This window comes from Paracoccus sp. S4493 (assembly GCF_000967735.1).
GTDB classification, from domain to species: Bacteria; Pseudomonadota; Alphaproteobacteria; order Rhodobacterales; family Rhodobacteraceae; genus Paracoccus; species Paracoccus marcusii.
This window is the reverse complement of record NZ_JXYF01000008.1, coordinates 17964-42472: the sequence shown is the minus strand read 5'-3', so window position 1 is coordinate 42472 and position 24509 is coordinate 17964. Positions and strand designations below refer to the sequence as shown.

The 24509-nt window shown below is 66.7% G+C and carries 22 protein-coding genes, 1 tRNA gene and 1 pseudogene; 7 read left to right on the top strand and 17 right to left on the bottom strand.

The annotated features are described in order from the left end of the window. The first annotated feature begins 50 nt into the window (after nt 1-50). Entirely contained in the window at nt 51-2912 is a 2862-nt protein-coding gene (locus tag TW83_RS01910) for a valine--tRNA ligase (protein WP_045981085.1), read from the top strand. A 71-nt stretch (nt 2913-2983) separates the two neighbouring features. Continuing rightward, on the top strand, nt 2984-3307 hold the full coding sequence (locus TW83_RS01905) for a DnaJ family domain-containing protein (RefSeq protein WP_045981084.1): 324 nt from the start codon (nt 2984-2986) through the stop codon (nt 3305-3307). Here the strand turns inward: TW83_RS01905 and TW83_RS01900 are convergent. From TW83_RS01900 to TW83_RS01890, 3 genes are read right to left on the bottom strand one after another with little or no spacing between them, the layout of a single operon-like run. Continuing rightward, a complete protein-coding gene (locus TW83_RS01900) occupies nt 3294-4397 on the bottom strand; it encodes a pyridoxal phosphate-dependent aminotransferase (protein ID WP_045981083.1) in 1104 nt (367 codons plus the stop codon). The genes TW83_RS01905 and TW83_RS01900 overlap by 14 nt on opposite strands. Beyond that, nucleotides 4397-4633 (bottom strand): Lrp/AsnC ligand binding domain-containing protein, encoded by a 237-nt coding sequence (locus tag TW83_RS01895; protein WP_045981082.1) that lies wholly within the window; start codon nt 4631-4633, stop codon nt 4397-4399. The genes TW83_RS01900 and TW83_RS01895 overlap by 1 nt, the downstream gene beginning before the upstream one ends. Before the next feature lie 25 nt (nt 4634-4658). Next, the gene (locus tag TW83_RS01890; protein WP_045981081.1) at nt 4659-6032 is read right to left on the bottom strand and encodes an MATE family efflux transporter; all 1374 of its coding nucleotides are present in this window, start codon (nt 6030-6032) and stop codon (nt 4659-4661) included. A 170-nt stretch (nt 6033-6202) separates the two neighbouring features. Between TW83_RS01890 and TW83_RS01885 the strand changes: the two genes are divergently transcribed. From TW83_RS01885 to plsY, 3 genes are read left to right on the top strand one after another with little or no spacing between them, the layout of a single operon-like run. Continuing rightward, entirely contained in the window at nt 6203-7162 is a 960-nt protein-coding gene (locus tag TW83_RS01885; protein ID WP_045981080.1) for an aspartate carbamoyltransferase catalytic subunit, read from the top strand. Continuing rightward, a complete protein-coding gene (pyrC, locus tag TW83_RS01880; RefSeq protein WP_045981079.1) occupies nt 7162-8442 on the top strand; it encodes a dihydroorotase in 1281 nt (426 codons plus the stop codon). Before TW83_RS01885 ends, pyrC begins: the two co-directional genes overlap by 1 nt. Then, nucleotides 8439-9014: a glycerol-3-phosphate 1-O-acyltransferase PlsY gene (gene plsY / locus TW83_RS01875; protein ID WP_045981078.1), complete on the top strand. Its 576-nt coding sequence runs from the start codon at nt 8439-8441 to the stop codon at nt 9012-9014. Before pyrC ends, plsY begins: the two co-directional genes overlap by 4 nt. A 3-nt stretch (nt 9015-9017) precedes the next feature. Here the strand turns inward: plsY and TW83_RS01870 are convergent, their stop codons facing one another. The 11 genes from TW83_RS01870 to TW83_RS01820 form a co-directional block, all read right to left on the bottom strand. Continuing rightward, nucleotides 9018-9392 carry a hypothetical protein gene (locus tag TW83_RS01870; RefSeq protein WP_045981077.1) on the bottom strand — a complete coding sequence of 125 codons (375 nt, stop codon included), beginning with the start codon at nt 9390-9392 and terminating at the stop codon, nt 9018-9020. A 173-nt stretch (nt 9393-9565) separates the two neighbouring features. Next, on the bottom strand, nt 9566-10936 hold the full coding sequence (locus tag TW83_RS01865; RefSeq protein WP_045981076.1) for a glutamate--cysteine ligase: 1371 nt from the start codon (nt 10934-10936) through the stop codon (nt 9566-9568). Nucleotides 10937-11007: 71 nt separating this feature from the next. Further along, nucleotides 11008-11514, bottom strand: a complete 507-nt coding sequence (locus tag TW83_RS01860) for a hypothetical protein (protein ID WP_045981075.1) — start codon at nt 11512-11514, stop codon at nt 11008-11010. A 40-nt stretch (nt 11515-11554) separates the two neighbouring features. After that, nucleotides 11555-11989 (bottom strand): molybdenum cofactor biosynthesis protein MoaE, encoded by a 435-nt coding sequence (locus TW83_RS01855; RefSeq protein ID WP_045981074.1) that lies wholly within the window; start codon nt 11987-11989, stop codon nt 11555-11557. Next, the gene (gene moaD, locus TW83_RS01850) at nt 11989-12240 is read right to left on the bottom strand and encodes a molybdopterin converting factor subunit 1 (protein WP_045981073.1); all 252 of its coding nucleotides are present in this window, start codon (nt 12238-12240) and stop codon (nt 11989-11991) included. Before moaD ends, TW83_RS01855 begins: the two co-directional genes overlap by 1 nt. Then, nucleotides 12230-12862, bottom strand: coding sequence for a CDP-diacylglycerol--glycerol-3-phosphate 3-phosphatidyltransferase (gene pgsA, locus TW83_RS01845; protein ID WP_045981072.1), 633 nt, complete (start codon nt 12860-12862; stop codon nt 12230-12232). The genes moaD and pgsA overlap by 11 nt, the downstream gene beginning before the upstream one ends. Before the next feature lie 74 nt (nt 12863-12936). Continuing rightward, nucleotides 12937-14787: an excinuclease ABC subunit UvrC gene (uvrC, locus tag TW83_RS01840; RefSeq protein ID WP_045981071.1), complete on the bottom strand. Its 1851-nt coding sequence runs from the start codon at nt 14785-14787 to the stop codon at nt 12937-12939. A gap of 300 nt (nt 14788-15087) precedes the next feature. Then, the gene (locus TW83_RS01835) at nt 15088-15867 is read right to left on the bottom strand and encodes an SDR family oxidoreductase (protein WP_084697201.1); all 780 of its coding nucleotides are present in this window, start codon (nt 15865-15867) and stop codon (nt 15088-15090) included. Continuing rightward, on the bottom strand, nt 15864-16796 hold the full coding sequence (locus TW83_RS01830) for a calcium/sodium antiporter (RefSeq protein ID WP_045981070.1): 933 nt from the start codon (nt 16794-16796) through the stop codon (nt 15864-15866). Before TW83_RS01830 ends, TW83_RS01835 begins: the two co-directional genes overlap by 4 nt. Before the next feature lie 105 nt (nt 16797-16901). After that, nucleotides 16902-17711, bottom strand: coding sequence for a S49 family peptidase (locus TW83_RS01825; protein ID WP_045981110.1), 810 nt, complete (start codon nt 17709-17711; stop codon nt 16902-16904). Nucleotides 17712-17755: 44 nt separating this feature from the next. Then, nucleotides 17756-18781, bottom strand: a complete 1026-nt coding sequence (locus TW83_RS01820) for a LacI family DNA-binding transcriptional regulator (RefSeq protein WP_045981069.1) — start codon at nt 18779-18781, stop codon at nt 17756-17758. 110 nt (nt 18782-18891) lie between these two features. Between TW83_RS01820 and TW83_RS01815 the strand changes: the two genes are divergently transcribed. After that, nucleotides 18892-18968, top strand: a tRNA-Arg gene (locus TW83_RS01815). A 327-nt stretch (nt 18969-19295) separates the two neighbouring features. Here TW83_RS01815 and TW83_RS22230 read toward each other — a convergent pair. From TW83_RS22230 to TW83_RS01805, 3 genes and pseudogenes are all read right to left on the bottom strand, one after another. Then, a pseudogene (locus TW83_RS22230) lies at nt 19296-19793 on the bottom strand (transposase); the annotation flags it as partial. A 1109-nt stretch (nt 19794-20902) separates the two neighbouring features. Next, complete coding sequence (locus TW83_RS20405; protein WP_157001307.1) at nt 20903-21073, bottom strand: hypothetical protein; 171 nt, start codon at nt 21071-21073, stop codon at nt 20903-20905. A 170-nt stretch (nt 21074-21243) separates the two neighbouring features. Next, entirely contained in the window at nt 21244-21492 is a 249-nt protein-coding gene (locus TW83_RS01805; RefSeq protein WP_045981067.1) for a hypothetical protein, read from the bottom strand. A 273-nt stretch (nt 21493-21765) separates the two neighbouring features. Here TW83_RS01805 and TW83_RS21760 point away from each other — a divergent pair, with 273 nt between their 5' ends. After that, a complete protein-coding gene (locus TW83_RS21760) occupies nt 21766-24507 on the top strand; it encodes a hypothetical protein (RefSeq protein WP_045981066.1) in 2742 nt (913 codons plus the stop codon). Nucleotides 24508-24509: the final 2 nt, after the last annotated feature.

Sequence of the window (24509 nt, the reverse complement as noted above, 5' to 3'; positions counted from 1 at the left end):
GCCTTTGGCCCCGCATTCGCTAATCCCGCTGCAACAGATGGGGTGATGCGATGACGATGGACAAAAGCTTTGATGCGGCGGATGCCGAGGCCCGGATCGCGGCCGAATGGGAACGCCGGAACGCGTTTGCCGCCGGGGCCAATGCCCGGCGGTCGGAAACCTTCACCGTGATGATCCCGCCCCCCAACGTCACCGGCAGCCTGCATATCGGCCACGCGCTGAACAACACGCTGCAGGACATCCTGGTCCGCTGGCACCGGATGCGGGGCTTTGACACGCTGTGGCAGCCGGGTCAGGACCATGCGGGCATCGCCACCCAGATGGTCGTCGAACGCCGCATGGCCGAACGGGGCGAACCCGGCCGGCGCGAGATCGGGCGCGACGCCTTCACCGCCAAGATCTGGGACTGGAAGCGGGAATCCGGCGACACGATCATAAACCAGCTGAAGCGCCTTGGCGCCAGCGCAGACTGGAGCCGCAATGCCTTCACCATGTCCGGGGCCCCCGGCGCGCCCGCGGGCGAGGAGGGCAATTTCCATGACGCGGTGATCCGGGTCTTCGTGGATCTCTACAACAAGGGCATCATCTATCGCGGCAAGCGGCTGGTGAACTGGGACCCGCATTTCGAGACCGCGATCAGCGACCTGGAGGTCGAGAACCGCGAGGTTCCGGGCCACATGTGGCACTTCAAGTACCCGCTGGCCGGTGGCGAGACCTATGAATACGTGGAACGCGACGAAGACGGCCGCGTGACCCTGCGCGAGACGCGCGATTACATCAGCATCGCCACGACCCGCCCCGAGACCATGCTGGGCGACGGCGCGGTTGCCGTGCATCCGTCAGACGCGCGCTATGCCCCCATCGTCGGCAAGCTGGTCGAGATCCCGGTCGGCCCCAAGGAACACCGCCGCCTGATCCCGATCATCACCGACGAATACCCCGACCCCGATTTCGGGTCCGGCGCGGTCAAGATCACCGGCGCGCATGATTTCAACGACTATGGCGTGGCGATGCGCAACGGCATCCCGCTCTATGCGCTGATGGACGGCAAGGGCGCGATGCGCGCCGACGGGCTGTCCTATGCCGACAGCGCCGCCATCGCCTCCCGCGCCGCCGCGGGCGAGGATGTGGGCGACGTCGCCGCCGTGAACCTGGTGCCCGACGACCTGCGCGGTCTGGACCGGTTCGACGCCCGCAAGCGCGTGATCGATGCGATCACTGCCGAGGGCCTAGCCGTCACCTACGTGCACCGCGAGATCGAGCCCGAAACCGGCGCCGAGCATCTGGAACGCCGTCCCGTGATCGACGCCAAGCCGATCATGCAGCCCTTTGGCGACCGGTCCGGCGTCGTGATCGAGCCGATGCTGACCGACCAGTGGTTCGTGGACACCAAGCGCATCGTCGAACCCGCGCTGGAGGCCGTGCGGTCGGGCCGAACCGAGATCCTGCCCGAGCAGCACAAGAAGGTCTATTTCAACTGGCTGGAAAACATCGAGCCTTGGACCATCAGCCGCCAGCTGTGGTGGGGCCACCAGATCCCGGTCTGGTACGACGCTGAGGGCAACCAGTACTGTGCCCCCTCCGAGGCAGAAGCGCAGGCCATGGCGCCCGGCAAGACACTGCATCGCGACCCGGACGTGCTGGACACTTGGTTCAGTTCGGGCCTGTGGCCCATCGGGACGCTTGGCTGGCCCGAGCCGACCGAGGAGCTGAAGAAGTATTTCCCGACCGACGTGCTGGTCACGGGCTTCGACATCATCTTCTTCTGGGTCGCCCGGATGATGATGATGCAGCTGGAGGTCGTGGGCGATGTGCCGTTCAGGACCGTCTATGTCCACGGGCTGGTGCGCGACGAGAAGGGCGCCAAGATGTCCAAGTCCAAGGGCAATGTCATCGACCCGCTAACGCTGGTGGACGCCTATGGCGCGGATGCGCTGCGCTTCACGCTGACCAGCATGGCGGCGATGGGTCGCGACCCCAAGCTGGGGCCGAAGCATGTCGAGGTGAACCGCAACTTCGTCACCAAGATCTGGAACGCCACCCGTTTCGCGGAAATGAACGGCGTGCGCGGCGGCGGGGTGCGTCCGCAGCCCAGCCATACCGTGAACCGCTGGATCATCGGAGAGACGGCGCGCATCCTGATGGCTGTCGACGAGGCGCTGGCCGCCTATCGCTTCAACGATGCGGCGACGGGGCTTTACGCCTTTGTCTGGGGCAAGGTCTGCGACTGGTACGTGGAATTCGCCAAGCCGCTGTTCGACGGCGGGCATGCCGAGGAGACGCGGGCCACGATGGGCTGGGTGCTGGACCAGTGCTTTGCCATGCTGCACCCGATCATGCCCTTCGTCACCGAGGAGCTGTGGGCGCTGACCGGGGACCGCGACCGCATGCTGGTCCATGGCGACTGGCCGGAACTGGGCGCGGGCCTGATCGACGCAGAGGCTGACCGGCAGATGAACTGGGTCATCGCGCTGATCGAAGGCGTGCGGTCCGCCCGCGCCCAGATGGGCGTGCCGGCGGGCGCCAAGCTGGACCTGGTCGTGACCGAGGCGGACGCCGCGGCCCGCGCGGCGCTGGCCGCCAACGGCCCTCTGATCGAGCGGCTGGCCCGCGTCAACGCGCCCGTCGATGGCGTGGCGGGCAAGGGGATGATCGCGGTGTCGGTGCAGGGGGCGAGCTTCGCGCTGCCCATCGGCGACGTGATCGACGTGGCGGCGGAGACCGCGCGGCTGCAGAAGGCGGAGGCCAAGCTGCGCAAGGATGCCGACGGCCTGTCCAAGCGCCTGTCGAACCCCAAGTTCGTCGAGAATGCCGATGCTGAGGTGATCGAGGAGACCACGGGCAAGCTGGCCGCGCTGGAGGACGACATCGCCCGCCTGCAGGCCGCGCTGACGCAGTTGGCGGCGATGTGAGCCTGCGGCCCGGCCTGCCCCCTCGGGTTGGCCGGGCAAAGGTTTTTCGGCAAGGCGCAAAGGAGGCGCGGATGGGCTGGCTGGAGCGGATCGCCGAGCGGATGATGCTGAAGGCCCGCGCAGAGGGCAAGCTGACGGGGATTGAGGGCGAGGGCAGGCCCCTGCCCGACCGGCCCATCGAGACGGATTCCACGGCGGCGGGGTTCCGGATCATGGCGCAGGCCGGGGTGCTGCCGCCCGAGATCGTGCTGAAGAAGCAGGTGATCGCCGCGCGGGCCCGCCTGTCCGACATGCCCGAGGGCCCCGAACGCGCGGCCCTGCTGGCCGAGATCGCCCGGCTGCAGATGCGTCAGGCCATCGCCGAGGAGGCCCGCCGCCGCTTCATGCGGGACTGAGGGCGGCCAGCGCGCGGGGCAGCGCGTCCTCGAACACGTCCAGTTCGTGGATCGGTGCGGCGCTGATGCGGATGCAGCGGTCCAGGGGGGCGACACCCGGCATGCGGGCGAACACGCCCTCGCGCTCCAGCGCGGCGATCAGGGCGCGGGCAAAGGCGCCATCGCGGTGGGTGTCGAGCGCCACGAAACTCGTGGCCGAGGGCAGCGCGGTCAGGCCGCTGGCGGCGCCGATATCGGCGATGCGCAGCCGGGCGGCCTGAACCTCGGCCACGACATGGGCCAGCCAGCCCTGGTCGGCCAGCGCGGCCAGCGCCCCGGCCTGGGCGATGCGGTTCACCCCGAAATGATTGCGTACCCGGTCGAAACCCGCGATCAGGTCCGGCGCGCCGATCGCATAGCCGATGCGCGCCCCGGCCAGGCCATAGGCCTTGGAGAAGGTCCGCATGCGGATCACCCGCGGATCGTCCGCCGCGATGTCGGGAATGGCCGAGGCCGGCGCGAATTCCGCATAGGCCTGGTCCAGCACCAGCAGGCAGTCGGGCGGCAGCCGGTCCAGCATCGCCGCGATCACCGTGCCGTCGTGCCAGGTGCCCATCGGATTGTCGGGATTGGCCAGATAAAGCAGCCGCGCGCCGGTGGCATGGGCACGCGCGACCAGGGCGTCGGGATCTTCGGCGTCGTCGCGATAGGGAACCTTGTGCAGCACCCCACCGAAGCCCGCGACGTGATAGTTGAAGGTCGGATAGGCCCCGTCCGAGGTGACCACCGCATCGCCCGGCGCGACCATCATCCGCACCAGGTTGCCCAGCAGGCCGTCGATGCCCTCTCCGACCATGATGCTGTCCGGGGTGGTGCGGTGATGGGCCGCCAGCGCGTGGGACAAATCAAAGCTGGGCGCGTCGCCGTATTTCCAGACCTGGCCCACGGCCTCGCGCATGGCGCGGGCGGCCAGCGGGCTGGGTCCGAACGCGCTCTCGTTCGCACCAAGGCGGGCGGCGAAGGACACGCCGCGGCGGCGTTCCAGGGTTTCGGGGCCGACAAAGGGCACGGTCGCGGGCAGGCCCGCCACCAGGGGCACAAAGGGCGGCATCAGAACGCGCGAAAGGTCATGGTGGTCAGGGTGCGGCTGATATGCGGAATGTCGAACAGTCGGTCCGACAGGAAACGGCCGACATCCTGGTCCTCGGGGATGTAGACCTTGGCGATCAGGTCGAAATCGCCGGAGGTGGAATAAAGCTCGCTGACGACCTCGCGGTCGTAGATGGCCTCGGCGACCTGATAGGTCCTGCCGGGCTCGCAGCGGAACTGGACGAAGACGGCGCGCATGAAAAAGCTCCTGTTTGAGGGCAGGTTAGACCGTGGCCGCGGCGCGGGTCCAGTCCCCGCGCGCGTGGCCGCGCCAGAACCGCCGCATCAGCAGCACCGCGGCAAAGGTCAGCCCGACGCACAGGCCCAGCCACAGGCCCGCGGGGCCGAAGCCCAGGGGAAAGGCCAGCGCCCAGGCCACCGGCATGCCCACGACCCAATAGCTGAAGCCCGCGATCCACATCGGCACCTGCGTGTCCTGGACCCCGCGCAGGAAGCCCAGGGCGATCACCTGGAACGCATCGGTCAGCTGGAACAGCGCGGCATACATCAGCAGCATCGCGCCAAGCGCCACGATCTGCGGGGCCTGCGGATCGGTCGGGTCCAGATACAGCCGCACCAGCTGTTCGGCAAACAGCAGGTACAGCATGATGGCCACGGCGGCAAAGGCCAGCGACATCCACACGACCGTGACCGCCGCATCGCGCATCCAGGCGCGATCGCCGCGGCCCTTGGCCTGGCCCACCCGGACGGTCGCGGCGTTGGAGAGCCCCAGATGCGCCATGAAGGTGATCGAGGTGATCTGCAGCGCGATGCCGTGGGCGGCCAGCTGGGGCGTCCCGATCCAGCCCATCATGATGTTCGAGGCGACGAACAGTCCGCCCTCGGCCACCATGGTCAGGCCGATGGGCCAGCCGATCCGCGCGATCTGGCGCATGGCCTGCCAGTCGGGGCGCCAGAAGCGCTGGAACAGGTTGTACTTGCGCGCGACGGGCACCCAGCCCGCATAGGCGATCAGGGCCAGCAGCTGGGCCACCTGGACGGTGACGCTGGCGATGGCGGCGCCGCGCACGCCCAGTTCGGGCGCGCCCAGGTTGCCGAAGATCAGCACCCAGTTCAGCGCAAGGTTCAACGGCAGCCCGGCCAGGGTGACCCACATGACGACCTGCGTCCGCTCCAGCGCGGCCAGATAGGATGACAGGGTCAGCTGGCCCAGGACCACCGCCAGGCCCCAGCCCGCGATGCGCAGGTAATCCTGCGCCAGCGCGCTGACCGTGTCGGTCTGGCCCAGGGCCTGCAGGATCGGTTCGGACCACCACATCAGCGGCATCACGGCCAGGGCATAGCCGGCCGACAGCCACAGCGCCATCCGGGCCCCGCGGCGGACCTCGGTCTCTCGGGCGGCGGCGACATGGGCGGCGATCAGGCCCAGCACGCCGATGCCGAAGCCCATGCCCAGAAAGAACAGGATGTGGAAGAAGCTGGTCGCGATGACCAGGGCGGCCAGCGGCTCGACCCCGTACCAGCCGACCATGACCGTGTCGCCCACGCCGATGGCCATGCGCGCCAGGTGGCTGCCGATCAGCGGCAGGCCCAACGACAGGGTCGCAAGAACATGGGGGCGGTATCGGCTGTGCATCGTCCTGCCATATCCGCAGCCGCAAAATGCGGCAAGGGGCGGCATTGCACGCCCTGCAACATTTCGCGCCGCATCGGCGGAAAGGCGGCGGCGGGGCGGGTCCGCGCGGCTTGCCGCCCCTGCCCCCATCTGCGATAGATCGCGCGAACACCGACCCCAGGAGGCCCCCGATGAGCTTTCGCGCCCGCCATCTTCTGGGCATCGACCATCTCAAGCCCGACGAGATCGTGTCGCTGTTGGACCTGTCCGAGGATTACGTCAGCCTGAACCGTCGCACGGTCAAGCATTCCGATGCGCTGGCCGGCATGACCCAGATCAACATGTTCTTCGAGAACTCGACCCGCACCCAGGCCAGCTTCGAACTGGCAGGCAAGCGGTTGGGCGCGGACGTGATGAACATGGCCGTCGCGCAGTCGTCGGTGAAGAAGGGCGAGACGCTGATCGATACGGCGCTGACGCTGAACGCGATGCAGCCCGACCTGCTGGTGGTGCGCCATCCGCATTCCGGCGCGGTGAACCTGCTGGCGGAGAAGGTCAACTGCGCGGTCATCAATGCGGGCGACGGGCGGCACGAACATCCGACGCAGGCGCTCCTGGACGCGCTGACCATCCGCCGCGCCAAGGGGCGGCTGCAGCGCCTGACCATCGCCATCTGCGGCGACATCGCCCACAGCCGCGTGGCCCGGTCGAACCTGATCCTGCTGGGCAAGATGGAGAACCGCATCCGCCTGATCGGCCCCGCGACGCTGATGCCCGCCGGCGTGGCGGACATGGGGGTCGAGCTGTACGAGGACATGCGCGAGGGGCTGCGCGGCGCCGACGTCGTCATGATGCTGCGCCTGCAGAAGGAGCGGATGGATGGCGGCTTCATCCCGTCCGAACGCGAATACTTCCACCGCTTCGGGCTGGATGCGGAAAAGCTGGCCCTGGCCGCGCCAGACGCGATCGTCATGCATCCGGGTCCGATGAACCGCGGGGTCGAGATCGACGGCACCATCGCCGACGACATCAACCGCAGCGTCATCCAGGACCAGGTCGAGATGGGAGTCGCCGTCCGCATGGCCGCCCTGGACCTGCTGGCCCGCAACCTGCGCGCCAGCCGTGGCCGCGCCGCCGCCGGAGAATCCTGATGGACCTGATCTTCCGCAACGCCCGCCTGATCGACCCCGAGGCCCAGACCGACGACATCGGCAGCCTGCGCGTCACCGACGGCCGCATCGCCGGACGCGGCGCGCCCGAGGAAGCCGCCCCCGAAGGCGCCACCGTCATCGACTGTCGCGGCCGCGCGCTGGCGCCCGGCCTGATCGACTGGGGTGTCAAGATCGGCGAACCGGGCGAACGCCACAAGGAAAGCTTTCGCAGCGCCGGCCGTGCCGCTGCGGCGGGCGGCGTCACCACGATCATCGCGCGCCCCGACACCACGCCCCCCATCGACACCCCCGAGGCGCTGGAATTCGTCGCCCGCCGCGCCAGCGACGCGCCGGTGAACATCCGCCACATGGCCGCCCTGACCAAATCCCGCGAGGGCCGCGAGATGGTCGAGATCGGCTTCCTGACCGATCTGGGCGCGGCGGCCTTCACCGACGGCGTGCGGGTGGTGCGCGACACCAAGCTCTTGGGCCGCTGCATGACCTACGCGCGCGGTCTGGACGCGCTGATCGTGAGCCATCCGCAGGACCCGTCCCTGTCGGCGGGGGCTGCGGCCACCAGCGGCAAGTTCGCATCCCTTTATGGCATCCCCGCCGTCTCCCCCATGGCCGAGGTGATGGGCCTGGACCGCGACCTGGCGCTGGTCGCGATGACGCGCGGGCGCTATCACGCCGACCAGATCACCGTGGCCGCCAGCCTGCCGGCCCTGGCGCGGGCGCGCGATGCAGGGCTGGACGTGACGGCGGGGATCTCGATCCACCACCTGACGCTGAACGAGTTCGACGTGGGCGACTACCGGACCTTCTTCCGCTTCACGCCGCCGCTGCGGTCGGAGGATGACCGTCTGTCCATGGTCGATGCCGTGGCCCAAGGCCTGATCGACACCATCGCCAGCTTTCACACGCCCCAGGACGAGGAATCCAAACGCTTGCCCTTCGAGGCCGCGGCCCCCGGCGCCGTGGGCCTGCAGACCCTGCTGCCCGCGGCCCTGCGCCTGTATCACCAGGGCGGCCTGACCCTGCCGCAGCTGTTCCGCGCCATGGCGCTGAACCCGGCGCGCAGGCTGGGCCTCTCGGCGGGTCGCCTGTCCGACGGCGCCCCCGCCGATCTGGTGCTGTTCGACCCCGACGCACCCTTCGTGCTGGACCGTTTCGCGCTTTTGTCCAAATCCAAGAACACCCCCTTCGACGGCGCGCGCATGCAGGGCCGCGTCCTGGGCACCTGGGTCGCGGGCACCCCCGTCTTCGGAGAACACGCATGATCCTCTGGGCCGTCTTCGGCTATCTTCTGGGCTCTGTCCCCTTCGGCCTGGTCATCACGCGCGCCCTGGGCCTGGGCGATCTGCGCCAGATCGGCTCCGGCAACATCGGCGCGACCAACGTGCTGCGGACGGGCAACAAGGGTGCCGCGCTGGCCACGCTGCTGCTGGATTCGGGCAAGGGCGCCATCGCGGTCCTGCTGGCCCGCCATTTCGGCGGAGAAACCGCCGCGATCCTGGCCGGCGGCGCGGCCTTCTTGGGCCATTGCTTCCCCATCTGGCTGCGCTACAAGGGCGGCAAGGGCGTCGCCACGTTCCTGGGGACGGTGATCGCGCTGAACTGGCCATTGGGCCTGATCGCCTGCGCGACCTGGGCGCTGACCGCCGCGATCACCCGGATCAGCAGCCTCAGCGCGCTTCTGGCGGCCGCGCTGGCCCCGGTCTTTGCCTGGGGCCTGGGGCGGACCGACATCGCGGCGGTCGCGGCCTTCATGGCGGTGCTTATCTTCATCCGGCACCATGCCAATATCAGCCGCCTTCTGGCCGGTACCGAACCCCGGATCGGCCGCAAGTAACGCTCAGCGCTTGGCGACCAGCCCGCGTCCCGGACGCACGGCCCGCACGGGCGCGGCGGCCAGACCGGTGGGCGTGAACGGCCCCTGCATCGGCGGGGCGGCCTCGGGTTCGACGGCGGCGACGGGCAGCGTTCCGCCCAACCGCTGCAGCGCATCGACGCCCCGCCGCGCCGACACCGCGATCGAGATCAGTGCAAGGCAGGCCCCCGCCAGCAGGATCAGTGCGACCAGACCCACCAGCCCCAGAAGGATCGGCCAGGGCGGCACCCCCTCGGCCTGCCGGATCAGCAGCACGACCGCCGCCAGCAGCGCCAGCACCCCCAGCCCAAAGACGGCGGCCACCAACCGGCCGACCCATTGCATCACATCACCGCGCATCGCATGCCCCCGCATCTTTTGCGCCGGGGTGCCACCACCGGCGGCCCAGATCAAGACATCGCGGACGGGCGCAGCTCACACTCGCGTGCGTCGGCATCCGTCATGCGGGACACCCAAGGGGGGTCCGGGGGGACGGGACGTCCCCCCGGCACGTCGCGGGACGCAATCGGCGATCAGTAGGAGTATTCGTCGTAGATCCGCGTCAGGTCGCCGTTCCAGACGCCGCGATACTTCTCCAGCAACTCGTCGGCGGGGACCTTGCCGCTGTCGACGCTTTCCTTCAGCGCGTTCAGGAAATGCGTCTCGTCGGGGACCAGGCCGTCGTTGCCCGACCGGGCGCGGGCCTTCAGCCCGCCTTCGGCAATGGCCAAGACCTCGCGGGCCAGGTCGTGCATCCTCACGCCCCCCGCCTGCGCCTGCAGGCCGTCGCGGCCCGCCGACCGGCGCAGCGCCTCGCGGGTCTCGGCGTCCCATCCCTTGACCAGGTCCCAAGCCGCATCCAGCGCCCCCTGATCATAGGTCAGCCCGACCCACAGCGCAGGCAGCGCGCACAGCCTGCGCCACGGGCCGCCATCGGCCCCGCGCATCTCGATGTATTTCTTGACGCGCGCCTCGGGGAACACGGTGGTCATGTGATCGGCCCAGTCCGACAGGGTCGGCACCTCGCCCGGCAGGGCCGGCAGCTGGCCCTTCAGGAAATCGCGGAAGCTCTGGCCCAGGGCGTCGATGTACTTTCCGTCGCGATAGACGAAATACATGGGCACGTTCAGCACATAATCGACCCAGGCCTCATAGCCGAACCCGTCCTCGAAGACGAAGGGCAGCATGCCGGTCCGCGCCGCATCCAGGTTCTGCCAGATATGCGCGCGCCAGGATTTCATCCCGTTGGGCTTGCCGTCCAAAAAGGGCGAATTGGCGAACAGCGCCGTGGCCACCGGCTGCAGCGCCAAAGCCACGCGCATCTTCTGGACCATGTCGGCTTCGGACGCGAAATCCAGGTTCACCTGCACCGTACAGGTCCGGTACATCATCTGCGTGCCAAGCGTGCCCACCCGACCCATATAGTCGGTCATCAGCCGATACCGCCCCTTGGGCATCATCGGCATGTCATCCTGGCCCCAGATCGGCGCCGCACCCAGGCCGATGAAGCCCGCGCCGATATCGGCGGCGACGGCCTCGACCTCGGCCAGGTGGCCGTTCACCTCGTCGCAGGTCTGGTGGATCGTCTCCAGCGGCGCACCGGACAGTTCCAGCTGGCCGCCGGGCTCCAGGCTGACATTGGCGCCGTCGCGCTCCAGCCCGATCAGCTTGCCGGCCTCCAGGACCGGGGTCCAATTGAAACGGTCGCGCAACCCCTCCAGCATGGCCGTGATCGACACGGGACTCTCATAGGGCAGCGGCATCTTGCGCGCGTCGTCATAGCCGAATTTCTCGTGCTCGACGCCGATGCGCCAGGCGTCCTTCGGCTTCTCGCCGCTGGCGATATAGGCGGCCAGCTGGTCACGATGTTCGATGGGGCCTCCGCCCTGCTGGGGAATGGACATGGACGATGAGGCCTTTCAAGGGTTTCCGGTCGGTCACAGGTGGCAACGCGGACGGGCCAAGTCAAGCCGCCTCAGCCCGGCCTCCGCCAAACGGTGCGCATCGCGTCCTGCTGTCGGGCCACCTGCGCCAGTGCCGCCGACACCGCGCCCATGTCCAAACCGGGCAACGCGGTGAAGGCATCGGCCAGCGCCCCGGCCCCCGCCGCGTCGGCGGGGATCAGCAACGCCTCGCCCGATTGGCTGCGCAGGCGCCAATGCGCATGGCCGTCCAGCCGCAGCAGGCGGATCTCGACCAGGTCGCGCAGGGGGATCTCTCCGCCCATGTCGGTCGCGCCGTAATAGCGGATCGCCCCCTCGACGATCTCGACCACGCCGGGGGCGGCGACGGGGCGGCGAAACGGCGTGCGGCGCAGTGCCCCCAAGGCCAGGCTGCCCGCAACCAATGCCCCAGCCCCGCCCAGGACCGCAAAGAACCAGCCACCCCAGAACGCCACCCACAGCGCGGCCAGGGCCAGCGCCGCAAAGATCAGCAGTTCGGAATGGGTGCGCAGCAGGCCGCGCAGGTCAGGCCGGATCACGGGCGGCGGCCGGGCATGGGTATTCGGACGACGAAGACGTTCACCACCGGGTCAGCGCGTCCTCGTCCTCGGGGCGGGCGGCGACCCAGCCCGTCGTGCCGTCGCGCGCGATCTCGCGCTTCCAGAAGGGGGCGCGGGATTTCAGCCAGTCCATCAGGAAATCGGCCGCGTCGAATGCCGCACGGCGATGGCGGGCGGCGGTGGCGACCATCATGATCTGTCCCCCCACCGGGATGCGGCCGTGGCGATGGACGATGCGCCAGTCGGCCAGCCCAAAGCGCGATGCGGCGGCCAGCCCGTGATCGGTCAGCGCGCGTTCGGTCATGCCGGGGTAATGCTCAATCTCCAGCGCGTCCAGCAGGCCGCCGTCGTCGCGCACGATGCCGGTGAAGGTGACGACCGCCCCGGCCCCCGCGCCAAAGCCCGCAAGTTCGGACGCCAGATCGAAGGGGTCGGACTGGACGCGGGCGCTCATCAGCCGCCCGTCATCGGCGGGAAGAACGCGACCTCTCGGGCGCCGGCCAGGGGCGCGTCCAGATCGGTCAGCTGCTGATCCACGGCGCAGCGCAGGGCCGCGATGTCGCCAAAGGCCGCGGCATGCCCGTCAGACTGTGCGACCAGTTCGGCGATCAGCGCGCGCGGGGTCGCGGCCTCCGTCTGCACGGTTTCGCGGGGGTGGCCGATGCGTTCGCGCAGCCAGGCGAAATACAGGACCTCAACCGTCACGACGGGAATCCTTCAGATAGGGCAGCGCCTTGATGAAATAGTCCCAGCCCGTCCAGGCCGTCAGTGCCGCGGCGATCCAGATCAGCGTCAGGCCGGCATAGGTGGCAAGCGCCGCCCAGCTGCCCGACCAGATCAGCCCGACCTCGCCCACGCGGGGGGCCAGGCCGTGTTCGACATAGGCCAGGCCCGTGGCCAGGAACAGGATCGAGATGGCGACCATCTGCAGGGTCGTCTTCCATTTCGCCAGCTTGGTCACCGCAAGCAGGCGCGACTTGTCGCCCAGGTATTCGCGCAGGCCGGACACGAAGACCTCGCGGAACAGGATGATCGTCACCGGCAGGATCAGCCAGGGGTTCATCCCGGAATACCCGGTGATGACCACCAGCGCGATGACCACCATGGCCTTGTCCGCGATCGGGTCCATCGCGGCGCCAAAGCGGCTTTCCTGTTTCCAGGCGCGGGCCAGATAGCCGTCGATCCAGTCGGTGATCGCCGCGCCCATGAACAGCGCCAGCGCCGCCCAGTCGGCCCAGGGCCTGTGGAAGTACAGAAACATCAGCGGGACCCCGGGGGCCGCCAGCAGACGCAGAAGGGTCAGGATATTCGGAAGGTTCCAACGCATGGCCGCACGCTAGTCCCTGCCGCGGGCGTTGGAAAGGGCCAACGCGCCGCTGGCGAAGCTGTGATCCGGACCTGTCATCCCTTGGCGTTGAAGTGGTCATAGACCTTTTGCGCCATCGCCGCGGAAATGCCCGGCGCCGCCTGCAGATCGGTCAGCCCGGCGCGGCCCACGGCCTTGGCGCTGCCGAAATGCTGCAGCAGGGCGCGCTTGCGCGACGCGCCGATGCCCGCGATCTCGTCCAGGGGGTTGGCCATCTGCGATTTCGCGCGCTTGGCGCGGTGGGTGCCGATGGCCCAGCGGTGCGCCTCGTCGCGCAGGCGCTGGACGAAGTACAGGACCGGGTCGTTCATGCGCAGCGCGAAGGGGCGCTGGCCGTGGCGGTGGAACTCCTCCTTGCCGTGGTCGCGGTCCTGGCCCTTGGCGACGCCGATCATCGGGATGTCCTCGACGCCCAGTTCGGCCATGATCTCGTGGACGGCCGAAACCTGCCCCGCGCCGCCGTCGATCAGCAGCAGGTCCGGCCAAGCCTCGGTCTGGCGGTCGGGATCGTCCTTCAGCAGACGGGTGAAGCGGCGCGTCAGCACCTCCTTCATCATGCCGAAGTCGTCGCCGGGAGTGATCTCGGTGCCCTTGATGTTGAACTTGCGGTACTGGTTCTTGATCCAGCCGTCCGGCCCGGCGACGATCATGCCACCGACCGCGTTGGTGCCCATGATGTGGCTGTTGTCATAGACCTCGATCCGGCGCGGCGGGCTGGGCAGTTCGAACGCGTCGGCCAGCCCCTCCAGCAGGCGCAGCTGCGTGGCGCTTTCGGACATGCACCGCGCCAGGCTTTCGCGCGCGTTGCGCAGCGCGTTGGTCACCAGGTCGGACTTCTCGCCGCGCAGCGGAACGGCCACCTCGACCTTGCGGCGGGCGCGCTCGGACAGGACATCCGCGGTCAGGTCCGGATCCTCGGGCGGGTGGGACAGCAGGATCTGGCGCGGCGGCGGGGTGTTATCATAGAACTGCATCAGGAAGGCCTGCATCACCTCGTCCGGGCTCTCGGCCCCGCCAAGGCGCGGATAGAAATCGCGGTTCCCCCAGCTTTGATTGCCGCGGATGAAGAAGACCTGCACGCAGGCCTGCCCCCCCTCCATGTACAGGGCCACGATGTCGGCCTCGGCCACGCCCTTGGGGTTGATCGCCTGCACCGACTGCACCGCGGTCAGCGCCTTGATGCGATCACGCAGGGCGGCCGCGCGCTCATACTCCATGTTCTCGGCCGCGCGGGCCATCTCGGTCGCAAGATCGGACTGGATGGTCGTGGTCTTGCCCTGCAGGAACCGTTCCGCATCATTGACCAGCGCGTTGTAGTCGGGCGCGCTGATGCGGCCCACGCAGGGCGCGCTGCACCGCTTGATCTGGAACAGCAGGCAGGGGCGTGTGCGACTCTCGAACACGCTATCGGTGCAGTTCCTCAGCAGGAACACGCGCTGCAGCTGGGTCAGCGTGCGGTTGACCGCCCCCGCGCTGGCAAAGGGGCCGTAATAGTCGCCCTTTTCCGACTTCGCGCCGCGATGCTTCTTGATCTGGGGATAGTCGTGGGACTTGGCCACCAGGATGTTCGGGAACGACTTGTCGTCGCGCAGAAGCACGTTGTAGCGCGGCTTGAGCTGCTTGATCAGGTTCTGCTCCAGGAGCAGCGCCTCGGTTTCGGTATTCGTGGTCAGGAACATCATCGAGGCCGTCTCGCGGATCATCCGCGCGATGCGCCCCGAATGGCCCGACGGCCGGGCATAGTTCGACACCCGCGCCCGCAGGTCGCGCGCCTTGCCCACGTAAAGAACCGCCTGCTGGGCATCCAGCATGCGATAGACGCCGGGACTGCTGTCCAGCGTGCGAAGGTAATCCTGGATGAGGGCGTGGCCGGTTTTCTGGGTCATGACGTGAACTTGGTGATTCTCGGCCCCGCTGCAAGTTCCGGGGACCGAAGGCAAGAAGGAAGCTTTCCACGGAATCTGTGGATAATTCTGTGGGTGGGCTGTGAGGATGACCCCGCAGGGCCAGCAATCGTTACAGTTCCGTGAAGTTGCCCTTATTTTAGGCAGATCGCAATGGCGTTGTTATTGCTTGATAATTTTTATTCAGGCCCGTTGTGGACAGAAAAATCTTGCAGAATCCGCATCTTGCAGGGGTCTGCCGGGGTGCCGTGGACAAAATGATCCGATCGTTCCGGATCGGGCCTATTCCGGCCCCAGGACGTCGGGCGTGCGCCACCCCAGATGTTGTCCGCCATCGACGCAGATCAGTTGTCCGGTGACCGCACGCGCGGCCAGGAAGTACCCCAGGGCGTCGGTGATCCCCTGGGCATCCGCCCCCCTGCCCAGCACCGTCGCAGCCCTCTGGGCGGCGAAATGGCGGTCGCTCTGGCGGGCACCCTGCAGGGTCGGACCGGGACCGATGGCGTTCACGCGGATGTCGGGTGCCAGAGCCTGCGCCGCAGTGCGCGTCAGCGACCACAGCGCGGCCTTGGCGATGGAATAGGTCATGAACTCTGGCGTGGGCTTCAGCACCCGCTGATCGACCATGTTCACCACCAGGCCCGCGGCCTGAGGCTCGCCATTATCATCCGTGCGCGCCTTGGGGCATTGCGCGGCAAAGGCCTGCATCAGCTGGAAGGGCGCGCGAAGGTTCGACCCCAGGTGCCGGTCCCAGCCCTGCATCGTTGCGCTGCGCATCGTGTCGTATTCGAAGATCGAGGCGTTGTTGACCAGCACGCTCAGCGGCCCCATCGCCGATGCGACGTCCGGGACCAGCGCGGCTGTCGCATCGGCGTCCAGCAGGTCGACTTGGAAGGTCTGCGCCCGCACGCCCAGGGCGCGTGCGTCAGCGGCCGTGCGCTCGGCATCGTCGGCCGAACCGGCATAGTGGATCGCCACGTCATGGCCGCGCCGCGCCAGTTCCAGCGTCATCGCGCGGCCAAGGCGGCGGGCCGCCCCTGTGACCAGCGCGACGCCCGTCACAGCAGCACCCAGGCATAGGCGGCATAGCCCGCCACGAACAGCGCCCCCACCGGCCGCGTCAGGCTGATGCCGCGGAACAGGAACGGGAACAGCAGCAGGGCCGCGCCCAGCATCACCCACAAGTCCAGCCGCAGCATTTCGGGCGGGATGGGCAGCGGAGAGATGACCGCGGTGATCCCCAGGATGGCCAGGATGTTGAAGATGTTCGATCCGACCACGTTGCCAAGCGCCATGTCCGCCCGACCCTTCAGCGCGGATGCGACCGAGGCCGCCAGCTCCGGCAGCGACGTGCCGATCGCGACCAGCGTCAGGCCGATCACGGTCTCGCTGATGCCGAAGGCGCGGGCGATGTCGGTCGCGCCATTGACCAGCAGGTTCGCCCCGACCGGCAGCAGCACCAGGCCCAGGCCCAGCCAGACCGCGATGCGCCCCCAGCCCGCGCCCAGGGTCGCGCCGTCCACGCCGTCGGCCTGCGTCTCCTCGGCGCGGCCGGTGGACAGCTGCCGCCACAGGACCGCGGCCAGCGCCAGCAGCAGGATCACGCCCTCAAGGCGCCCGATCTCTCCGGTCAGGGCGATGCCGATCAGCAGCAGCGAGGCCGCGATCATCATCCCCCAGCTTTCGCGCAGGTCGTGCCCCTTGGTGACGATCACCGACACCAGCGCGGTCACGCCCAGGATCACCAGCACGTTGGCGATGTTAGAACCCACGACATTGCCCATGGCGATGCCGCTGGACCCCTTCAGCGCTGCCGACAGCGACACCAGCAGCTCGGGCGCCGATGTGCCGAAGGCCACGACGGTCAGGCCCACGACCAAGGGCGTCATGCCCAGTTTCAGCGACAGCCCGACGGCGCCCTTGACCAGCAGGTCGCCCCCCAGAACCAGAAGGGCCAGTCCGCCCAGCACCAGAAGCAGTTCAACGATCACGATGGTCGATCCCCAGGAATTTTTTCAGAAAACGGCGCAGGCCCGGTCCGCGCAGCAGGGCGACGACGACCATGACCAGCAGGAACAGGAGGACGATGCGCAGCATCATCCGCGGGTGCCGAACCGCTGGAAGGCGGCGCGATCCTCGGCCGCGTCCATCAGAAGGTCGGCGGACAGGCCAAGGCGGCGCAGCAGCGGCCGGCGCATGCCGTGCACCTCGAAGCGGATCTTGTCGCCGTACAGCGCCTTGAGCCGCGGGACCGGATGGGCGATGCCGTCGGCCAGCCCCAGGCGCACGGATTCCAGCCCTGCCCAGAACTCTCCGGTGAACAGGTCGCGTTCGGCGTTCAGGCGGGTGCCGCGACGGGCGCGGACATGGTCCTTGAACGCCTGGTGGATCGGTTCCAGGATCGCGTGCAGGCGGGCCACGTCGTCGGGATCCTGCGGGCGGAACGGGTCCAGCGTCGATTTCGACGTGCCGGCCGTGTGGACGCGGCGTTCGATGCCCCATCGCTGGATCAGCTGGTCGAACCCGAACCCGGCCGAGATCACCCCGATCGACCCAAGGATCGAGCTTTCGTCCGCCCAGATGTCGTCGGCGGCGCAAGCCAGCCAATAGCCGCCCGATGCGGCAACATCCTCGACGAAGGCATGGACGGGGATGTCGGTCTCATCCGCCAGCCTGCGGATGCGCGCCGCGATCAACGACGACTGCACGGGCGACCCGCCCGGCGAATTGATGATCAGCGCCACGGCCAGGGGCTTGCCGCGCCGGAACGCGCGTTCGATCACGGGGGCAAGGGCCGCATCGTTCAGGCCGCCGCCGCGCCCCGCACCACCGATGGTGCCGGACAGGCGGATGACCGCGACGCGGGGCTTGCGGGACAGCAGGCGGGAGACGACGGGAATACGCATCGCCCACAAATAGGCCGCGCGGGGGCGGCCCACAAGGCGGGACGTCAGGCGGGGATGTCGCGGATCGTGTCGCCGGGCAGAAAGGTCGGGGTCAGCGCGATGATGCGGTTGTCGGGCGCCGCGTCCTTGCCCGACACCAGCCGCGCCGCGCGCCGCCCGACATCGACGCGCCGTGCATCCGTGGTGGCCAGGCGCATCGGCAGCCCGTCCAGCAGGTCAACGCCGTTGAACCCCGCCAGCCCCAGCCTGCCGGGCACGTCATAGCCGCGGTCGATGCAGTGCAGCAGCCCCCCTGCCCCGATCATGTCGTTCGAGAAATACAGGAAATCCAGGTCCGGTGCGCGCGTCAGGATGCGCTCGGTCAGCTCGCGCCCCTTCAGCAGGGACGATCCGCCCTGATAGTACTCGCGCGCCTCCAGCTGGACGCCGGCGGCGGCCAGCCCCTCCTCGAAGCCCAGTAGACGTTTGCGGGCGCGGTGATCCTCGGGCATGTGGGTGCCCACGAAACCGATGCGGCGATAGCCCGCCGCCAGGATGCGGTCGGCCATCTCGCGCCCGGCGCGGATATGAGAGATGCCGACCAGCGTGTCGATCCCCTCGCCGTCGACATCCATGATCTCGACTACCGGCAAGCCGGAATTCTGCAGCATCGCGCGGGCGGCCTTGCTGTGCTCCAGCCCCGCCAGGATCACGCCCGAGGGCCGCCAGGACAGCATGTCGTACAGCACCATCTCCTCGCGCGCGGGGGAATAGTTGGTGACACCGATCACCGGCTGCAGGCCGGTATCGTCCAGCTCCGCCGAAATGCCGCCCAACACGTCGGGAAAGACCAGGTTCGACAGCGACGGGATGACCACGGCGACCAGGTTGACCCGCTGGCTGGCCAGTCCGCCCGCGATCTTGTTGGGAACATAGCCAAGCGTCTTGGCCGCGGTCAGCACCTTTTCACGCGTGGCCGCCGACACGTCGCCCCGGTTGCGCAGGACCCGGCTGACGGTCATCTCCGAGACGCCCGACGCCTCGGAGACGTCTCTGAGGGTCAGGGGGCGGCGCGGTCGAATGGGCAGCATGGGGCGTTCCGATCTGTGGATGGCCGATGTTAGCGAAGGACAGACCGGCCCACAACCGCCCCTGCCGCCGCTTGCCAAGCGCCCCCCGATTTGAGTATGCATGCCCGGCAGGCCCCGTGGCTCAACTGGATAGAGCAGCCCCCTCCTAAGGGGCAGGTTACAGGTTCAAGTCCTGTCGGGGTCACCATAACCACCAGTTAGTTAGATAGACTCTTGGATTTGCCAGTCGCGATCTTGGGCCTGATACAATTCACATAGGGTTAGGCGATAACAAAAGCGCTCGATTGAAGGTCGGGCGCTTACTGACAGTGAGGGATATAGCTGGTTCAGCTAAGGCTAGCTAAGGAGACCGTTCATTGCGCGTAAATAACAGGAACCGATCCATAGACAGTTGCGTCTGAATAAGTCGATGTGCGACTAGGCGAGAGGAACGAACAATAGATCTGTTAACAGCTTGATTGGAACTCTGCTCGTTCTCGCCTGAACCAAGATAAACGACTGTATTGGATTTTTATCACAACCCCTGTTGGTCGAAGTCCCGTGCCATGAGGCATTGACCCAGCAATTTAGCACAGTTCATCTTGGTCTCGATGCGGCTTCGCCGGTAATATCCGGTAATATTTAGTTCAGTTTCGCCAGATCGCGCGGCTGAGGTATTTCGAAGCTCGCCGGGCCTGGCTTCTGGGTCCGGCACCCGAAGAAACAGCCTTCCACGGCTTAACGTTTTTGCAGGGGGGATGACGGCATTCGCCCCGCGGTCAGGGATGGCGTTGTGGCATTCACGGGTATCGAAAGCACCATCTGTAGTGATGCTTCCGATGGCCTTGTCCGCCGGGATCTGGTTAAGCAGATCCGGCAGCACCGGGGCATCACCGGTATGACTCCAAGTGACCTCGACGGCCCGAACCTCCAGCGTTTGCTCAGCGATTTCAAGATATCCCTTGCGCCAGACCCGCCGCTTGGACCGGTAATCCTCCCCATGCTTGCGTGGGCTCCACTCGCCCTCACCCTCGACCTTGACGCCGTGCTATCGATCATCAGGTGTAGCGGGCCGTTGGGGCTACGATATGGGCTATCCAAGGCCATCGTCCTCTGGCTGCGCAATAGCGTGCCGAACTCCGGCATAGCTCAATTAGAACCCATGAGATGCAACAGGCTCTAGAAGAAGCCACTCGCCAAGATCACTCGGACCAGTGTCGTTTCGATGGCTCGATCTGCCGTAATGCCATGTCGAACAGATCCTTCATCGTCAGACAAGTATGGATGACGGTATCGCCGTAGACCTATTGGCGGTCACACTTGCCTGATGGCGCGGCATCCCGGTTCACCTTGGGGTCGAACCAGATCGTAGCGAACTACGGCGCTTGGGCGCTTCATTGCAGGCCGGCCAGTTCCTGGTCCTGTAAACTGGGGGTGTCGGGTTGCTCATGTAGCCCAGTTACCAAGCTGGGTTCATAAGATAAATCCCTTGCAGAATTTGTGTAGCGGAGCCGGCGGAAGCGACACATTTCACCGCGGCTCAAGATACAATAAATAAAACAGAAATCTTTATTATGCAGTATACGCACGAAAGCAAAGCCTGATTTCCAATCCACAGCGACAAAGAGGAAAAGTAAGTCTAACGATCGACATGGCGCCACACATTACCATCAAGCTGAGGAACCCCTTAAGTAGCACGCACCAACATAATCCATGACAAAACCATGCATAAATCATTATACTTAGATAGATTAGCAGCGCCAACTCGGCTATTAAACATCGCGTCGCTCAATTAGATAAGCATGACTTTTAAAGTCAAGATTTTTAAAAATATAATCGCACCAGGACTAATTATTAATTATTTAAAATGAGAGCAATGGTTTTAAAAATTTATCGACAAGCAAAGCCGCAATGATCAGAAATTCTATAAAAATATAACTAAACTGCCACCAACCCTTTTTACAGCTGAACATATAAGTAAGAACGGAAAAAATTTAGTGAGTCCCGTTTACCATTTAAAAACTGTTATTTTGATCCTATCGCCTGGTCTGTTGCCGTTACCCAATTACCTTACACAAGTTCCCTCTGAATGTATTGCACAGTATATTTTAGCAGGGCTTAATGTACGCCGGCATAGCATGATCAGGGATGCCGAACCTTGGGTAGGGGGATCACGACTATCCGGTCGCGCTGATCTTCCGCCACAAGCGCTGCAACCTTTGCACGGACCGTGCGATAGGCGCTGTTATGCTGATAGGACGACAGCGCGTCATCGATCAGGCGCAATTCATCCTCGGTAAACAGTCGGGCCAACGATATCTCTCCAGTTGTTGCGTCAAATCACGTGGCGGGGTGTAAAGGATCGATCATTAACAATTTGCACGGAATGCATTCACCACGCTTCGACGGATGCCGGCAAGTAAGGTATCTGTGACCCTGCGACATCTTGCGCATCAGGCGAAATGGCGCCCCATCTTCCGCCGTCAGGCCGACGGCGTGAAGCGGCGCATTGTCAGTTCGATGACCTCCTCGTCATCGGGAAGCGGGATCGCGCTTTCCAGCATCACCTTCTGCATCTTGCCGTCGATCTCGATCAGGCCTTCGGCATATTGTGCCAGCTGATCCTGCGTCATCTCGGTCGTGGTGCGGATCCGAATATAATCGCCACCGGTATCGACGATCTCTCCCGACAGTTCGGGGCCGTCTTCCAGGGTCAGTGTTGCATGGGTCATCGTTAACTCCTTGTCGGCCTGCTTATGTGCAGCCCTCATCCGAACGCGCGATGGCGGGAATGGGTCCGCGATCCGCCCGGCAGGTACCGCAACGTTCGCTTGGCCGTGCGGAGGCTGGCGCGACGCGCGACCGTACAGCGCCCGGTCCTCCCCTTGACCGTTGCGGATCCGTTGCCGGCGACTCGGCACAGGCAACGCCCGCATGGTTAAGGAAGTATTACCGCAAAGGCTGTGTAACGAGCCCTGCAAACAGCGCAGATCGGAGACGTCACCATGCCGACCGGAAAGATCGCGGCCCGCCTCGGGGTCATCAACAGCGAAAGCTCCCGCCCATTCGTCAACGCGTTCAAGCAGGCCTGGTCGTGGCAGTCGGACCGGGGCGGCCTGCAATGGGACGCGCTGGTGGCCGCAGGGCACATGACCGCCGGTGGGCGGCTGATCTCGATCCCGCCGAACTCGGGGGGCTTTCGGACCCGCGTCTTCCACAACATGCCGGCCCAGGCCGGCGGGACCGGCCGCTGGCGCCTGCGCTGGCAGGGGACCTGCACGATCGACGTCATCGGCGGCACGAACATCAACCGGTCCCTGCCGAACGAAATCTATTTCGACTTCACCGCGAACGGGTCCAGCTGGGTCGACATCATCGTCCGGACCATTGACCCTGCCGGCGGGCAGATCCGCAACATCCGCCTGAACCACCGGGACGACTGGCCCGACGCCGACCGCGGCGCGATCTTTCGCAACCAGTATCTGGACACGGTTCGCGGCTTTGGCGCGCTGCGGTTCGACGAATGGGTCGGCATCCTGACCAGCGCGGACCAGGGTGGTCTGCGGATCACCAACTGGGCTAGCCGCGCCCTGCCGACCGACGAGATCTTTCACCGCTTCGTGCCCTACGAGTGGATGGCCGCGCTGTGCAACCAGGTCGGCGCGGACATGTGGCTGTGCCTTCCGACCGCGGCCACCGATGATCATTTCCGCCAGTGTGCCACGCTGATCCGGACGCTGATGCCCGCGCCGCGGCACGTCTATGTCGAATACAGCACCAAGACCTGGGACTTTTCTGGCACGCCCCAGGCGCATTACTGCGCCGAGCAGGGCCGCCTGGCCTTTGGCACCGCCACGGGGTCCGAGTTCCGCAACTGGTACGGCATGCGCGCCACCCAGATGGCGCAGGCCTGGCGCGCGGTCTGGGGCAACGACACCCGACTGCACACCGTGGTTCAGCACCAGGCCGATTGGGTCGGCGGCGAGGCCGACATCCTGGTCGCCCCGCTGTGGCGGGACCGCAGCGGGACACGGGGACTGCCGACCTATGTCGCGCCGCATTCGGTGATCGACATGCTGACCGTGCATGCCCAAGTCGACGGCGGCATGGCCTATGGCGCGCGCGTGGCCCAGATCGACGGCTGGCGCACGACCCTGTCGCAAAGCGCGGCATTCGACCGGATGCGCGACCAGATGCTGACGGGCGCGAACTGGGCGGCCGATCGGACCGTCAGGGCGCTGACCCCCAAGTGGCGGCATTATCGGACCGAGGCGACGAAGTATGGCATGGAACTGGGCGCCTACGAGGTCGGCAACCATCTGAACGGCGTCGGAGGCACCACCGCCACGCAGGCGTTCCTGCATGCGTTCTCGGTCAGTGCGCAGATGGGCGCGGTCTATACCGCCACCATCGTCGCGCTGCGGACCCAAGGGTTCGACGGGCCGATGGCGATGTCGGTCGAATGCCGGTTGCCGGACGCGAATGTCTGCCACGGCCTGCAGCGCTGGCTGGGCGACCGCAACCCGGCCTGGACCGCGGTCGCGGCGCTGATGGAACCAGTGGTGGTCCCGACGCCCACTCCGACTCCTACTCCGGCACCTACTCCCACTCCGACACCGACACCCACGCCGACTCCTACTCCTACTCCTACGCCGACCCCGGCGCCTACACCCACTCCAACCCCGACGCCGGCACCAACGCCAACCCCTACTCCTACTCCAACGCCGACCCCGACGCCTACTCCCACCCCGACTCCGACGCCCCAAGAACCGAACATGAGCGATCGCAAGAAACTGACCGACGTCTTGGCGGCCCTGCTGGCCACGACCACGGACCTGCAAGCCTATCTGGCTGCGCAGCCAGCCGTGACGCCCGCACCCGTTCAGCCGGCACCGGTTACGCCCGCACCGGTCACGCCGACGCCCACCCCCGCGCCGACCCCAGCACAACCCGCGCCCGTCACCCCGGCTCCTGCGCCGGTCCAGCCTGCACCCGTGCAGCCGGCACCTGTCCAGCCCGCGCCGGTCGCGCCGCTGCTGCCCACGGGCTATCGCGCCGTTCAGGACTTTACCATCGACCGCGCGCTGTCCTTTGACTGGAGCAGCGCGGGGGGCATCAACATCTTCCTGCCGAACTGGGCCGGGGGCGACCGGGGCAACGGCGTGGGCGGCAGCCTGGGCACGCCGGCCCGCGTCACCTACAACACCGACAAGTCCGTCTCGATCAGCGCAGCGATGGAGGGGGGCCAGTGGCGGAACGGTGCGATGCAGCTGAACCGCCCGTCCGCCGCCATCGGCAAGTGGGGCGCGGTGGTCACCAGCCACACCAGCAGCGCCGTCAATGCCTTCTTTACCCACGCGGACAACGGCAAGGAGCTTGATTTCGAACTGGTCAAGCGCAACGGTGTGATCGGCTGGGCGCCGGCCGTCCACATGCCCCGCACCGGGGGTGGCCGTGCATCGTCCGACCGCCGCACGCTGGCGCTGGGCGAGTTCAAGCCGGGCGTGCCGCAGCGCCTGGAGTTCGAGCTGTTCGCCGACCGCTGCGTCTTCTCGATCGACGGCAAGGTGTTCGAGACGGTGCGCCATGCCGACATGGCGTCCGGCTTCATCTGGGACCTCACGACGAGAATGGCGACGCTGACGACGATCGAACGTCATGCCGCCTGGGCCGGCTGGACCACCGAGGACTATGCCCGCGAAAGCCGGATGACCATCCACGGCTTTGCCCTGCCCACGATGCCCTGACG

Bases quoted from the DNA above. Each gene is read 5' to 3' on its own strand.
- TW83_RS01905 (WP_045981084.1), top strand. From the start codon at position 2,984: ATGGGCTGGCTGGAGCGGATCGCCGAGCGGATGATGCTGAAGGCCCGC.
- plsY (WP_045981078.1), top strand. From the start codon at position 8,439: ATGATCCTCTGGGCCGTCTTCGGCTATCTTCTGGGCTCTGTCCCCTTC.
- TW83_RS01825 (WP_045981110.1), bottom strand. From the start codon at position 17,711: ATGCGTATTCCCGTCGTCTCCCGCCTGCTGTCCCGCAAGCCCCGCGTC.
- TW83_RS01910 (WP_045981085.1), top strand. From the start codon at position 51: ATGACGATGGACAAAAGCTTTGATGCGGCGGATGCCGAGGCCCGGATC.
- TW83_RS01865 (WP_045981076.1), bottom strand. From the start codon at position 10,936: ATGTCCATTCCCCAGCAGGGCGGAGGCCCCATCGAACATCGTGACCAG.
- pgsA (WP_045981072.1), bottom strand. From the start codon at position 12,862: ATGCGTTGGAACCTTCCGAATATCCTGACCCTTCTGCGTCTGCTGGCG.
- TW83_RS01895 (WP_045981082.1), bottom strand. From the start codon at position 4,633: ATGCGCGCCGTCTTCGTCCAGTTCCGCTGCGAGCCCGGCAGGACCTAT.
- TW83_RS01805 (WP_045981067.1), bottom strand. From the start codon at position 21,492: ATGACCCATGCAACACTGACCCTGGAAGACGGCCCCGAACTGTCGGGA.
- TW83_RS01900 (WP_045981083.1), bottom strand. From the start codon at position 4,397: ATGCCGCCCTTTGTGCCCCTGGTGGCGGGCCTGCCCGCGACCGTGCCC.
- TW83_RS01855 (WP_045981074.1), bottom strand. From the start codon at position 11,989: ATGAGCGCCCGCGTCCAGTCCGACCCCTTCGATCTGGCGTCCGAACTT.
- TW83_RS01890 (WP_045981081.1), bottom strand. From the start codon at position 6,032: ATGCACAGCCGATACCGCCCCCATGTTCTTGCGACCCTGTCGTTGGGC.
- TW83_RS01885 (WP_045981080.1), top strand. From the start codon at position 6,203: ATGAGCTTTCGCGCCCGCCATCTTCTGGGCATCGACCATCTCAAGCCC.
- TW83_RS01870 (WP_045981077.1), bottom strand. From the start codon at position 9,392: ATGCGCGGTGATGTGATGCAATGGGTCGGCCGGTTGGTGGCCGCCGTC.
- pyrC (WP_045981079.1), top strand. From the start codon at position 7,162: ATGGACCTGATCTTCCGCAACGCCCGCCTGATCGACCCCGAGGCCCAG.
- uvrC (WP_045981071.1), bottom strand. From the start codon at position 14,787: ATGACCCAGAAAACCGGCCACGCCCTCATCCAGGATTACCTTCGCACG.
- TW83_RS21760 (WP_045981066.1), top strand. From the start codon at position 21,766: ATGCCGACCGGAAAGATCGCGGCCCGCCTCGGGGTCATCAACAGCGAA.
- TW83_RS01820 (WP_045981069.1), bottom strand. From the start codon at position 18,781: ATGCTGCCCATTCGACCGCGCCGCCCCCTGACCCTCAGAGACGTCTCC.